The sequence below is a fragment of the Acidobacteriota bacterium genome, from assembly GCA_016196065.1.
In the GTDB taxonomy this organism is placed as follows: Bacteria; Acidobacteriota; Terriglobia; order Terriglobales; family Acidobacteriaceae; genus Acidiflorens.
The window spans coordinates 612,612-624,981 of record JACPYL010000025.1 but is presented as its reverse complement, the minus strand read 5'-3'; the positions used below and the strand labels follow the sequence as shown (position 1 = coordinate 624,981).

Here is a 12,370-nt window from a genome sequence, read left to right as displayed (position 1 = left end):
GTTACCTTCCAAATCCTCTGTGGTTAGGAAGTCCACGCTTTAACCACAGAGGCCGCAGCGATTACAGAAGAAAACTCGGCGCCGGACTTACTTCGATGATTCGAGTGGAAACGCTTTCTCTCGCCAGTCGCGGATTCCGCCGTCCATCGAGAGGACGTTGGTGTAACCCATTTTCTGCAGGTTGTCAGCGGCCAGCGCCGAGCGGAAACCGCCGCCGCAATAGAGCACCAGCGGGGTCGCGAGATCCGGATACTTGCCTTCGATGTCGCGTTCGATGATCCCTCTACCCAGGTGGACCGCCCCAGGCAGATGATCCTTGTCATATTCGTGATCTTCCCGGACGTCAACCAGAACAAATTTGTCGTGGCGATCAAGGCGCGCTTTGATCTCGTCGACATTGGTCTCGCGCACGCGCTGCTTCGCGTCTTCGACAATCTTCAAGAACCGTGGGGGATGTTGATGTGCCATGAGTGCGGCCTCCCTCCGCATCTTAGCAGCGAGGGAGCCTGAGTGGCTGTACGCCCGGCAATGATTTCTTGTGAAGTCTTGAGGCAACGGAATCCGGGATAACCCAAATCGGAGACTCCCTATTGCCTCAACCCGGTGGGACTGTGATAAAGATTGTTACGTCCGCCATGGCCCTCATCCTTCGTGAGTCTCGCATTCATTCCTGTGGTTGCTACACGACCGCTGCTATCCGTAAAGGCACTCTCGTCGTCGAGTACATCGGCGAACGCTTGAGCAACGAGCAGGCTGACGATCTTTATGATGACGTGCCCATGACGTATCTTTTCGGCCTTGATAGCGGGAAACACGTGGTCGATGGCTACGGAGTCGCCGCGTTTATCAACCATTCCTGTCAGCCCAATTGCGAGACCGACATCATTGCGGGACACGTTTGGATCATCGCTCTGCGCGACATCAAATCCGGAGAAGAGCTGACCTACGACTACTGCCTGTTTGACGGCGAAGACGATGCTCCGTGCTATTGCCGCATGCCAAGATGCCGGGGCAGCATGTACTCCGCGGCGCATCTGCGCAAGATCGCGAAGAAGCGCGCCAAGGTAGCCGCGGCTGCGGCCGCTGTCGCGTTGTAGAGAGCAGGATAGCGGTGCTCCGATGCTCGGCGAAGCGAATTCTTCCGCTCCAGCCGAGTGCTACAATTTGCTCTTCTCATCCCGAGTGATTGCAGGCAAACTCCATGGAACGCACCGCAAACCGCCTGGAAACTATCGTCGCCAAGGCCCTTCATTTGGCTCCCTCGCAAGAGAGTCCATTGCTTGCGTGGCCGGTAGCTTGCGGCAGTGCGGTCGCCGAACGGACACGAGCCATCGCATTTTCGGATGGAATTCTCTACGTAGAAGTGTCCGACCGGGGATGGCGTCAAGAATTGTCGTCGCTCGCCCCGCGCTACCTTGCGGTCGTCAATCGCTATTCCGCTTCGCCTGTGCGACGGATTGAATTTGTGGTTAAGAGTTAGAGAATCCCATTGACCTGCAGATCCCTCGCTTCGCTCGGGATGACAGATCGATAAAATAGATACCATGACGACAGCATCAGAGACGTCACAATGAAAGTTACCGACAAAGACGTTGCCTACGTGGCTGATCTGGCCAACCTGGAACTCACGGCCGACGAACGTACGCGGATGCTCCACGATCTGAACTCCATCCTGGAATACATCGACCGTCTGAGTGAACTGAATACGGAGGAGATCGCGCCCATGGCGCAGGTTGCCAGCAGCGTTGGTCCGCACGATACCCACGCCGGCCACGAGCGTCCCAGCAGCCCGATGCGCGAGGACGTCCGGTACGGTCTGCGCGATTCACTCCCGCATGAAACCGCTTTGAAGAACGCTCCCGAGACCGACGGCACGTTCTTTGAAGTTCCTAAAGTGATCGAGAGGTAGGACAACATGGAATTGACTCGAAGAAAAGCCTGTCTGTCGCTGGCACTGCTAAGCCAGGTATCGGCGTGGGCATCGCAATTGCCATCCTTGAAGTCGAAAACCTATCGCTTCGAAGATTTGGCGGTGCAGAAAGAAAAGGAAGCTGCGTACCGGGATATCCTCGAAGGCCGTACTCATACGGGCGACTACCTGGAAGCCCATGAGACAGTTCTCGAACCGAACGCCATGCCGCATCCGCCGCATCGCCATGCGGGCGAAGAACTGTTCGTGATCAGCTCCGGCACTCTGGAAGTGACGATCGCGGGAAAGCCGGCCACACTTGGCCCCGGATCAGCGTTTTTCATCGCGTCCAACGAGGAACACAGTATCCGCAATATCGGTAGCGGACCGGCGCAGTACTTTGGCATCACGCTCGGAGAAAAGGCGTAGATGCCGACCGTCCTTACCATTGATGGTATCCGCAACTCAATTGCGGAACGCAGTACGACTGCGACCGCTTTGGCGGAGGAATTCTATACAAGGATCAAGCAGGAAGACCCCGAGATTGGCGCTTTCCTTACGCTTTCAAAAGAGCGCGCGCATGTCCGGGCCGCCAAGATCGACCGCATCGCCGAAGCAGGGAATCCGTTGCCGCCACTCGCCGGTGTTCCCGTCGCAATCAAAGATGTGATGGTCACCCGCGACGTGCGCACTACGGCTGGCTCAAAGATCCTGGAAAAATTCATCCCCCCTTATGACTGCACGGCAGTCGCTCGCATGGAAGCGGCGGGAGCGGTCGTGCTCGGCAAGCTCAACTGCGACGAGTTCGCCATGGGATCGTCCAACGAAAATTCGGCCTATCATCCCGTGCATAATCCGCGTGATAAAAGTCGCGTGCCCGGAGGATCGTCTGGAGGATCGGCCGCCGCCGTTGCCGCAAGCATGGCCGTGGTCACGCTCGGCTCCGACACCGGAGGCTCCATCCGGCAGCCCGCATCTTTTTGCGGAGTCGTCGGACTCAAGCCAACCTACGGGCGCGTTTCGCGTTACGGATTGATTGCATTCGCCTCTTCTCTCGACCATATCGGGCCCTTCGCGAATACCGTGAAAGAAGCGGCGCTGGTTTTGCGCACCATCGCGGGGCGCGATCCCATGGATTCGACGTCCGCTGACGTACCGGTGCCTGACTATGTGGCGGAACTGGAAAAGCCGGTCAAAGGCCTGAAAGTTGGAATTGCCAAGGAATATTTTGGCGACGGACTCGATCCCGAAGTTCGCGTTGCGGTCGAGACTGCGATTCAAAAGCTGGCGGACATGGAATGTGAGATTGTCCCCATCTCGTTGCCGCACACTGAATACGCGGTTCCCACGTATTACATTGTCGCGACCGCGGAGGCGTCCTCGAACCTGGCACGCTACGACGGTGTCCGCTATGGATTCCGAACACACAACGCTCGCACGCTCTCCGACATGTATCGACAGACGCGTGACGGCGGATTCGGGATGGAAGTGAAGCGCCGCATCATGCTGGGCACATACGTCCTCAGCGCGGGCTACTACGATGCCTATTACTTGAAGGCGCAGAAGGTCCGCACGTTAATAACTCACGATTTCGACGAGGCGTTCAAGAAGGTTGACGTGATTGCCGCGCCTACCTGTCCAACGCCGGCGTTTCGGTTGGGAGAAAAAGTGAATGATCCGCTGGCAATGTATCTCGCCGACATCTATACGGTGACGGCGAACCTTGCGGGGATTCCCGGGATTTCGGTGCCGTGCGGAGAGAGTGGCGAAAAGCTGCCCATCGGATTGCAATTGTTCGGGAAGCACTTTGACGAGGCGACGTTGTTGCGTGTTGCTCACGCGTACGAACAAGCCCGCGGCCTGTTATGAATGATCTGTAGCGAAGCGCCCGGCGAAACTAGAAATCATTTCCGCCTCCACCGCACGCCTTCTTTCGTGTTCTCGACGATGATGCCGGCCGCCGTCAGTTCCGCCCGAAGTGTGTCGGAGACTTTGAAGTTGCGGCTCTTGCGAGCGGCTTCCATTTCGGCGATCTTCTGATTGACCTGATCGTCTGAAAGTTGCGTGGAGCCGGCGATGGCGAGCAATTCGGGACTCGCCTCCTGCTCTCGACCCACGCTCTTCGCCCAATCCAGGATGGCTCTCATTTTTTGTTGGTCATCATCTTGCAGGACGCTGAACACGCCATCAAATTTCTCGAGTGCCCCGAGCAATAGCGGAACATCATTTTTACGAACCTCGCCCGCTTCGAGGGCAGCATTTGCCTTCCGAACCATGTCAAAAATTGCAGCCTGTGCCTGCGCAGTATTCAGATCATCGTCCAGCGCGCCTTTGATTCTTTCGACCGTTTCACTCGCGAGTTGCGCCATTGCTGCATTCGCGTCGTCTTGAAGAGGAGCGCTGGTCAGGCGAAATCGAAAATTGCGCAACTTCTCGACCGAACTGGCCGCCGATTTCAGTCCTTCGAACGTGAAGTTCAGCTGGTTGCGATAGGGAACTGACGTGAGCAGCCATCGAATCGAAGACGGCTTGTGTCCCTTGAGCACAAGATCGCGAATTGTGAAAAAGTTTCCCAGGCTCTTCGACATCTTCTCGCCTTCGACGAGCAAGAAGCGTGCATGAAACCAGAAACGCGCAAACGGCTGGCAGGTGAGCGCCTCGGACTGAGCAATTTCATTTTCGTGATGCGGAAAAATCAAGTCTTCGCCGCCAGCGTGCAGATCGAAACTCGGCCCGAGTTCGCCCATCGACATCACGGAACATTCAATGTGCCACCCCGGACGTCCCGGTCCGATCGCCGTATCCCACGAAGCCTCGCCGGGTTTCGGAGCTTTCCATAGCGCGAAGTCACGGGCGCTGTCTTTTTCGTATTCGTCGACATCCACGCGCGCGCCGTCTTCCATCCCGGCAAAATCTTTTTTCGACAACTTTCCGTACTCGGGAAACTTCGCGATCCGGAAATAGTAAGAGCCGTCTTCCGTGCGATAGGCAATACCTTTTTCGACGAGTTTCCCAATGAACTCCGCCATCTGAGGAATGTGCTCCGTCGCTCGCACCAGCACCGGTCGCTCGATATTCAGGACATTGGAGTCTTCCAGAAAAGCCTGCTCGTATTTCGCCGTGTACTGCTGCACGGTCACGCCATCGCGCGCTGCGTTGCGGATGATTTTGTCATCAACATCGGTAATGTTCATCACGTAGCGGACGTCATACCCGCTCTGCCGCAGAAAACGGTACAGCAGATCGACAGCGATGAATGTCCGGAAGTTTCCGATGTGACCGTAGTCGTAAACCGTCGGCCCGCACGCATACATGCGGACCCGGTTGGGCTGCAATGGCTGGAATTCTTCGACCTTTGCGGAGAGTGTGTTGTAGAGGTGCAGTCCCATGGATGATTTCGCAGTTAGGTTATGAATCCATCATTTTAGGGGTTGCGTGAAAATGGGGCAAACGAGAGTCTCGGAGCGCTTTACGTCTTTGGCTCTGAGTGGTGTCCATGTTCTCGTAAGCGATGCTGCACCAGGAACGCATAGTGCACGGCGGACAGAATGGTGAACAAGAAAGTAGCTTTCAAGAAAGTCTTGCGCGCAATGTCCACCCACACCACCGGCATCACCAGGAGCAGCAGAGTAAAGAAGATTGCGGCTACCTGGGCAAAAGTGTTGGCCTTCCCGAAAATACTGGGACGAAAATCCTTTAGGCCGGCAATCATAAAGAGCACGCCACTGATCAGCAGAATCGAGATATCCCGGCTGAACACCACGACCGTATATTTCCACGGCACCAGTGCCCGGTATTCGATGGAAAGCACCAAAAACATGGTGCTCATCAAGAGCTTGTCGGCGATCGGGTCGAGATATTGGCCGAGTTGTGTTTGCTGATGAAGCGTGCGTGCCAGCAATCCATCGAGTCCATCACTGAGTCCTGCCAGGACAAAGAGCACCAGTGCCCACACAAAGTGATGGCCCACAAGATTGATCACGATGAATGGAAGGAAGATCATCCGCAAGAGCGTCAGCTGATTGGGCGCAGTCAGGATCTGGCGGATATTCATTCCCGGCCTTCCCCGAGATATCCACCGGTCAAAAGTGGAGCAGGATCCTGACCCGTCTGCTGCGCAAAGCGCTGGCTGAGCGAAAGAATGTTGCTCTCGGGCAAGTCCAGTTCCATGCGCTCGATGCGGTGCATGGGAAAGAAGATTACGCCGGACGTGAACGAATCGCCGCTCTTGATCGTCGAGATCAGATCGTCAAAAGAAATCAAATCCACGCCGCGGACGCTCAGCCCCTCGCCCGAAAGGCTGAGGATGGCCCCCCAAAATTTCTCCCGGGGAGTGTGCAATGTCACGATGACAATTGCGCCGGGGTTAAAGGGGCTGGTGGAGCGAGTTTCGGTTGACTGGATCATGGGTGGTGTTGATTGTCGTATTTGTGGGCAGGGAATTGCAAACGGTGTCAGTGGTCCCCATCATTCCGTACCGCCTTCAAATCAATCCCAACCTGCTCTGCCTTCTTGTACAGATGTGACCGCTCCAGTCCCAGCGCGCGTGCCGTGTTTGAGATCTGATTGTGATTGCGCTTGAGTTCCGCGAGGATAGTCTGCTTCTCGAATGAACGGACGCGGTCGGCGAGCGGCCCCGTGCCGCCTACGGTTGAATCGGAACTGGCCGCGGAGGCCGGCAATGCCAATTCCACGGTTTCCGCGGTTACTTCGTCAGAAGGCGCGAGCAGCATCAGGCGTTCGACGGCATTGCGCAATTCGCGAACGTTACCGGGCCAGGGATAGTCCTCCAGCGCTGCGATTGCGTCAGGCGCGAATTTTATCGGCTTCCATCCATTCGCGGCGCTGACTTGCCGCGCGAAGTGATCGACCAGCGTCGGGATATCTTCGCGGCGTTCGCGCAAGGGAGGGAGACGCAACGGAAACACGAATACGCGATGAAAGAGGTCCTGTCGAAACTTTCCATCGCGAAGGAGCTTCTCCAGATCGTGATGGGTGGCGACGATAACGCGCACATCGACCGCGATCGGGCGGTCTCCACCGATGCGTTCGACTTCGCCTTCTTCGAGCACGCGCAAAAGCTTGGCTTGCATGGCAAGCGGCATGTCGCCAATTTCGTCCAGGAAAATCGTGCCGTGTTGTGCCTGCTCGAATTTGCCCAGATGCCGTGCGCCTGCTCCGGTGAAGGATCCCTTTTCGTGTCCAAACAATTCTGACTCGATCAGTTCGGCAGGCACGGCAGCGCAATTCAACGTGACAAATGGGCCGCCTGATCGCGGGCTTCGCTCGTGGAGCGTGCGCGCGACCAGTTCCTTGCCGGTGCCCGTTTCCCCGAGAATGCAGATTCGAGTTTCGCTGGCAGCAACTTTTTCCACCTGTGCCATCACGCGACGCATGGTGTCGCCCTGCCAAACGATTTCGTGCTTGCCGAGGCGGTGCTGCAGATCGCGATTCTCGCGTTCCAATCGTCCAAGCTTCAAGGCATTGTCGACCGTCAGCAGGAGCTTCTCGGTGGAGATTGGCTTTTCGAGAAAGTCGAGCGCGCCCAGTCGCGTGGCTCGTACGGCCATCTCGATGTGCGCCTGTCCCGACATCATCACGACCGGTGTAGGAATGGCGTTCGCCTTCAACTCTTCGAGCAGAGTGAGGCCATCTTTTCCGGGCATGACGACGTCGGAGAGAATCAAGTCGAAGGCCTGTGTCTTGGCGAGCTCCAGTGCGCGGACGGCGTTATCGCAAACGGTAGCCTCGTGGCCTTCGAGACGAAATGCACGCGACAGGGAAGCCAGCGTGTTGGCTTCGTCATCAACAATCAACAAATGCGCTTTGTGGGCCACCGTTGCAACCTCGAGGGCAGAAGCCCCATTTCAACGCCTTCCAACTTTGATTCTGTCATCCCGAGCGAAGCGAGGGATCTGCAGTCCGCCGAAAAATGCAGATCCCTCGCTTCGCTCGGGATGACAGTTCTAAAAATAACTCATCCGCCGATCGCGGCTACTTCTCAGCGCGCTTCGCGCGGTAACTCGATGCGAAACGTTGTCCCTTTTTCTTTCGTGCTCTCGACGGAAATCTTGCCGCCGTGATCGCTGACCACGGACTGCACGATCGCCAGTCCTAATCCGGTGCCATGCTGCTTCGTCGTGTAATACGGAGTGAATAGACGCGCGCACTCTTCCTGGGTTAGTCCGGATCCGGTGTCGGAGACCGACAGTTCCACGTCATTCCCGGATGCCTTGGTCGCGACGGTAATTTCTCCACCTTGCGGCAGCGCGTCAATTGCATTCAAGACAAGATTCGACAACGCGCGATGCAGTAATTCCTGGTCGGCGGCGATCATTGGCAAATTCGGGTCGAGTTCCGTTCGCACCGAAATCTGGCTCTTTTCTTGTAGCTGCGCCTGAAACACTCGCAATACCGCGCGTACAACATCGTTGAGTTGCGTCGGCTTCCGGTGGGGTTGCGGCATCCGCGCAAATTCGCTGAAGCGTCCAATGATGGTTTTCAAATGGTCCACTTCGGCGAGCAAGGTCGCAGTGCTTTCGCGAAACACTTCCTCAAATAGCTCGGGCGCCTTCTCCTTTGCCCGGATCAGGTTCTCGACGGTCACTTGCAACGGGAACAGCGGATTCTTCAATTCATGCGCGAGTCGCCGCGCCAGTTCGCGCCATGCGGCCACGCGTTCGGCCTGCACGGTGCGTTCTTTTTGCTGCAGAAGATCCTCGGTCATGTGATTGAATGCGGCGGCCAGCTCGCCGAGTTCATCGCTCGATTCCACTTCGACTTTGGCGTAGAGGTCACCGGCCGCCACCCGCCGTGCTGCTTCGGCGAGCGACACCACTGGGCGTGTAATTCGTGCTGCGAACCACAAACTGGCTAACACGGCGACCAGAATCCCGATGCCGCCTACCAGGAGCGCCGCCGAAACGACCTGTCGCTGCAACTCGATCAAGGGACGCCGTGAGCTGCCCACCAGCAGCACGCCCATGATCTGTTCGTTCGGCCCGTTAAGCGGGATTGCGTGGACACTCTCCGCATCGGCGGAATCGGCAGTCCAATGAATCACACTCTGCGATTCTTTCCCCGAGCGCCGTACTTCTTCAATCAGTGGTGCAAATTTGTCGGCTCCCGATGCGGAACCATTCAGGTCGAGCAGCGACTTCGCATTCCAGTTCACGTCCAGATTCTGATAGAGCAGGACGCGCGTGCCGGAGGGAATGTCGAGAGTCGAAAGGAACCCCTGGTCGAGCCGCTCTCCACCGATGACGTACACCGGTTGCTCCCCAATCCTCGCCGCGCGCACGGCGAAGAGGCCAAGAGTCGATCCACTCGCCAGTTCCTCGCGCTTCAGAAACGCGCCCGCCGAACCGATTGCCGACGGAATTGCCGGCTCGGGATATCCAAACTTTGCCTGCCATTGCGCGGACGAAAGAATCGCGCCCTGATGGTCCACGATTTCCAGGAAGTCCAGATGGTGCGTTTCGGCAAGACGGGGGGCCTCGCTGACATAGCCACTGGAATCGGATGTGCCTCGGTTGATATCCAGGGCGATTCTTTGCACGGCTTCGCTGGCCGCGGCCGCTTCGACCTGGCGGACTACTTCTTTCCCGCGCCGCTGAAACTCAGAGCGAAACTGCCCGGCGACCGTGTTCGCCCGATCATTGTTCGCCCGATCGAACGAACTGCGCATGGTGCTCCACACGGACGCGGAAATCACGACCACGCAGAGCAAGACGGTCATCGCAAAAATCAGCAGGAGTTTCTTGCGGAAACTCATCGCGAGTCCGCCTCCAGCCAGACGTCAGAGAGATTCCATTCGCCGGTGCGGCTGGGCTGCCAATTGTGGACGCGTGTGGCCGCGGCGCTTGTGACCGGCAAATGAATCAGCGGGATGACGGTATGCGCATCGAGCAGCGAGTGTTCGGCGGAATAGAGATCGTCCACGGAACTGCCGTGGATGAGCGGTTGTGGCAAGCCGAGCCCGCGGGCTGCCTCCCGCATGGCAGTCGCCGGATAGGAGCTGGGGATTACGATGCGAAGCAAATTAATGTCGGGTACGCCCGAGAGCGATACCTGCAACGTGATGCCAGCTTCGCGTGCGTTCAACGCAATCCGTTCGGCAATCAGCTGCGCTTGCGGATCGCGCGGATCATAACTGAGGCTGAGCGACGGTTGACGCGAATCTGCGAGGACCACGCGGGCGCGCTGTACGTTGGCCTGTGCCGGAAATGCCGCTCCGTAACCGGTCATCCAGTTGGGAAGGATGCTCGCAGCAGGTTCTCCGGCGCCTTTCAGCAGCACAGACTGGATTGGCTTGCGATCAATTGCGAGTGCAACTGCTTCCCGAAGGCGAGCGTCCTGCGCTCTTGAATTTGCTGGGAACACCAAGGCCAGCAATTCCACCGGCAGAGAAGTACGGATGCGCTGCGCGCCACTGTTCAGTGCCGGTGGTTGCGGCATCGCTTCGACTACATCCGCCCGGCCGAGTTCAAATGCGAGCGATTGTTCACGAAGGGATCGCCCCAGTTCGATCTGAATCACGTCCACAAACGGACGACCTGCCCAACTCTCCTCGTTGGCGGTCAATTTCAGGGATTTCCCGGGCTGAAATTCTGCGATGCGAAACGCCCCCGTGCCGATGGGAAGTCCATTCGGGCCGCGCTTCACAATCGCGCTGTCGGGCAGTGCCAGTGCAGCCAGCAGCGATGATGATGGCGACTCGCTGTCGATGGTCAACAAGTCGCCGGATGCGTGAACGCTCCAATCCTTGTGGCGTTCGCCGAGTATTTGCGCGACGTCTGCTGAGGACGCCGGTGTGCCATCATGAAATTTCACTCCATGTCGCAGCGTGAACTGCACACGCTTTCCGTTCAAGTCGACTTGCCAGGAGAGCGCTAACTTGGGTTGCGTGCGGCCAACAATATCAATGTTCACCAGGTTGTCGGCGATCATCGCGAGAATGCGGGCGGAGTCCCAGTAGTCCGCGGACGAGCCCGTAGTATTCAGTTCCAGAGTGCTGGGCGCGGCTTGCATCATGACGCGCAGGGTTCCGCCGTAGCGTGGGTGGGTCTCTCCCGCCGCCACGTTCAGCAGACTAGCTGCCGCAAGCAATAGAAATGCGATACGCCTCATACCAGCCTGTATCTTCCTTCTTCACAATTGCAATCGCGCCATTGCCGCTCGCTTCGGGCCACAACGCAACGACGGGGCCGTCGAACTCCAGGGGTGCGCTGGCCGCTACCGGATCACGATCCGGGATCTCGAAAGCGCGCAGGCTATCCTGCGAGGGGCTCCCACTTTCGGACACCAGTAACTGCGTGCCGGTTCCACAGTTGGAATGAACGGCCGCTAGATCGCTCCCCCACTTCGCACCGCGGATCACTTGATCGGTCATGCCGTCGAGCATGTGGGTTGATCCGTCGACGCCAGCCAGAATCCACAACGTGTATCCGGAGCGGGGCAAGGCCGCTGACGAATAGAACGATGGGCCGTTACTGACTTTGCCGATGGTCGGAGAAAATGCGCCAGTAAAGAAATTTCGTGCGGGCGCGAAAAATGCGCGTCCGCTGCCTTCGTCCGCTGTCAGCGGCCAGGGTTCGTCGCTCTCCGAGCAAGTAAGAGCGAGTGGTGCGGCCAGGCTTGACCGGCAAACGATTCCCGGCAGGTAAACATCGAAAAGATGATCACGGCGAAGGAGCAGGCGTCCCCGCAGGTCGCGTGGGAAGATGCGCGAGTGCGTGATTGCGAGCGAAGTCTCTGACTCCCAGCGCCCGCTCTGTTGGCGGAAAACGCTGACCTGGCTGGCGTCGAGCACAAGCAGGCGAGCGCCGCCAGACATCTCCAACACAGCGGCGTCAAGGATTGGCTGCTCCTGCGCGATCAGGAAACTCTTTCTCACCGCGAGCGGCATGGAAGCGACTTGTCCGGAAGACGACTGGGGCCGTGGCGCTGCCACCAGCACAACTTTGCGCTCGTCGGCTCCGATCAGGATCTCGGCTGTCCAGACAAACTCGCGAACGCTTTCGGAGAGGGTGACCTGCACCGAGCCAATTGCCTCCTCCGGCTTGGCGGCGCGAACGCCGGCGACGCGCAACTCCGCTTCGAGTGCGCTGCGAATTTCATGTACGGATTTGTCATCGAGTGACGAGCGATTCGTGATCTCGAGAGCAACCGACCCTGGTCCTGTCGCAGCTGCAATCTTGTGCGCGAGTTGGCGTGCGGAGTCCCCGAGCACCGATGCCGAGGCGAAAGAAGGGAATACAGCGATCGCGAAGATGAGGGCAAGAATCAGAAAAAGAAGATAGAGGAACGATGCCAGCCAACTCATCCGCGGACTGCCTGACCAGCGACCGTGCATGTGTGGAATGGGCTGATTATAGCGCGTGGGCTCGGAGGAATCGTTCATGAGGTGGTCTCGAGTCGTATTGCGTCCGTCGTCGTTCGCTATTCGCCGATAGTCTATGG

13 protein-coding genes are annotated in these 12,370 nt (G+C 57.7%); 5 read left to right on the top strand and 8 right to left on the bottom strand.

Translation table 11 applies throughout. From position 1 onward, the window contains the following. Nucleotides 1–87 precede the first annotated feature (87 nt). On the bottom strand, nt 88–468 hold the full coding sequence (locus HY010_20550; protein MBI3478131.1) for a sulfurtransferase: 381 nt from the start codon (nt 466–468) through the stop codon (nt 88–90). 167 nt (nt 469–635) lie between these two features. Between HY010_20550 and HY010_20545 the strand changes: the two genes are divergently transcribed. The 5 genes from HY010_20545 (at nt 636) to gatA (ending at nt 3,778) form a co-directional block, all read left to right on the top strand. Beyond that, nucleotides 636–1,097, top strand: a complete 462-nt coding sequence (locus HY010_20545) for an SET domain-containing protein-lysine N-methyltransferase (protein MBI3478130.1) — start codon at nt 636–638, stop codon at nt 1,095–1,097. 104 nt (nt 1,098–1,201) lie between these two features. Next, a complete protein-coding gene (locus HY010_20540; GenBank protein MBI3478129.1) occupies nt 1,202–1,480 on the top strand; it encodes a DUF721 domain-containing protein in 279 nt (92 codons plus the stop codon). 90 nt (nt 1,481–1,570) lie between these two features. Beyond that, entirely contained in the window at nt 1,571–1,909 is a 339-nt protein-coding gene (gatC, locus tag HY010_20535; protein ID MBI3478128.1) for an Asp-tRNA(Asn)/Glu-tRNA(Gln) amidotransferase subunit GatC, read from the top strand. 6 nt (nt 1,910–1,915) lie between these two features. Then, a complete protein-coding gene (locus HY010_20530) occupies nt 1,916–2,338 on the top strand; it encodes a cupin domain-containing protein (GenBank protein MBI3478127.1) in 423 nt (140 codons plus the stop codon). Continuing rightward, entirely contained in the window at nt 2,339–3,778 is a 1,440-nt protein-coding gene (gene gatA / locus HY010_20525; GenBank protein ID MBI3478126.1) for an Asp-tRNA(Asn)/Glu-tRNA(Gln) amidotransferase subunit GatA, read from the top strand. A gap of 35 nt (nt 3,779–3,813) precedes the next feature. Here gatA and HY010_20520 read toward each other — a convergent pair whose 3' ends face one another. From HY010_20520 to HY010_20490, 7 genes are all read right to left on the bottom strand, one after another. Further along, nucleotides 3,814–5,298, bottom strand: a complete 1,485-nt coding sequence (locus HY010_20520; protein MBI3478125.1) for a cysteine--tRNA ligase — start codon at nt 5,296–5,298, stop codon at nt 3,814–3,816. Between the two features lie 80 nt (nt 5,299–5,378). Then, nucleotides 5,379–5,963: a CDP-alcohol phosphatidyltransferase family protein gene (locus tag HY010_20515; protein MBI3478124.1), complete on the bottom strand. Its 585-nt coding sequence runs from the start codon at nt 5,961–5,963 to the stop codon at nt 5,379–5,381. Further along, on the bottom strand, nt 5,960–6,316 hold the full coding sequence (locus HY010_20510; GenBank protein MBI3478123.1) for a hypothetical protein: 357 nt from the start codon (nt 6,314–6,316) through the stop codon (nt 5,960–5,962). Before HY010_20510 ends, HY010_20515 begins: the two co-directional genes overlap by 4 nt. 47 nt (nt 6,317–6,363) lie before the next feature. Further along, nucleotides 6,364–7,746, bottom strand: a complete 1,383-nt coding sequence (locus HY010_20505) for a sigma-54-dependent Fis family transcriptional regulator (GenBank protein MBI3478122.1) — start codon at nt 7,744–7,746, stop codon at nt 6,364–6,366. Between the two features lie 164 nt (nt 7,747–7,910). Beyond that, nucleotides 7,911–9,683, bottom strand: coding sequence for a HAMP domain-containing protein (locus HY010_20500; protein MBI3478121.1), 1,773 nt, complete (start codon nt 9,681–9,683; stop codon nt 7,911–7,913). Continuing rightward, nucleotides 9,680–11,038, bottom strand: coding sequence for a hypothetical protein (locus HY010_20495; GenBank protein ID MBI3478120.1), 1,359 nt, complete (start codon nt 11,036–11,038; stop codon nt 9,680–9,682). The genes HY010_20500 and HY010_20495 overlap by 4 nt, the downstream gene beginning before the upstream one ends. Then, complete coding sequence (locus HY010_20490) at nt 11,001–12,311, bottom strand: hypothetical protein (protein ID MBI3478119.1); 1,311 nt, start codon at nt 12,309–12,311, stop codon at nt 11,001–11,003. Before HY010_20490 ends, HY010_20495 begins: the two co-directional genes overlap by 38 nt. Between the last annotated feature and the right edge of the window lie 59 nt (nt 12,312–12,370).

Excerpts from the sequence above, each read along its gene's own strand:
- HY010_20550 (MBI3478131.1), bottom strand. The coding sequence starts at position 468 with ATGGCACATCAACATCCCCCACGGTTCTTGAAGATTGTCGAAGACGCG.
- HY010_20545 (MBI3478130.1), top strand. The coding sequence starts at position 636 with ATGGCCCTCATCCTTCGTGAGTCTCGCATTCATTCCTGTGGTTGCTAC.
- HY010_20540 (MBI3478129.1), top strand. The coding sequence starts at position 1,202 with ATGGAACGCACCGCAAACCGCCTGGAAACTATCGTCGCCAAGGCCCTT.
- gatC (MBI3478128.1), top strand. The coding sequence starts at position 1,571 with ATGAAAGTTACCGACAAAGACGTTGCCTACGTGGCTGATCTGGCCAAC.
- HY010_20530 (MBI3478127.1), top strand. The coding sequence starts at position 1,916 with ATGGAATTGACTCGAAGAAAAGCCTGTCTGTCGCTGGCACTGCTAAGC.
- gatA (MBI3478126.1), top strand. The coding sequence starts at position 2,339 with ATGCCGACCGTCCTTACCATTGATGGTATCCGCAACTCAATTGCGGAA.
- HY010_20520 (MBI3478125.1), bottom strand. The coding sequence starts at position 5,298 with ATGGGACTGCACCTCTACAACACACTCTCCGCAAAGGTCGAAGAATTC.
- HY010_20515 (MBI3478124.1), bottom strand. The coding sequence starts at position 5,963 with ATGAATATCCGCCAGATCCTGACTGCGCCCAATCAGCTGACGCTCTTG.
- HY010_20510 (MBI3478123.1), bottom strand. The coding sequence starts at position 6,316 with ATGATCCAGTCAACCGAAACTCGCTCCACCAGCCCCTTTAACCCCGGC.
- HY010_20500 (MBI3478121.1), bottom strand. The coding sequence starts at position 9,683 with ATGAGTTTCCGCAAGAAACTCCTGCTGATTTTTGCGATGACCGTCTTG.
- HY010_20495 (MBI3478120.1), bottom strand. The coding sequence starts at position 11,038 with ATGAGGCGTATCGCATTTCTATTGCTTGCGGCAGCTAGTCTGCTGAAC.
- HY010_20490 (MBI3478119.1), bottom strand. The coding sequence starts at position 12,311 with ATGAACGATTCCTCCGAGCCCACGCGCTATAATCAGCCCATTCCACAC.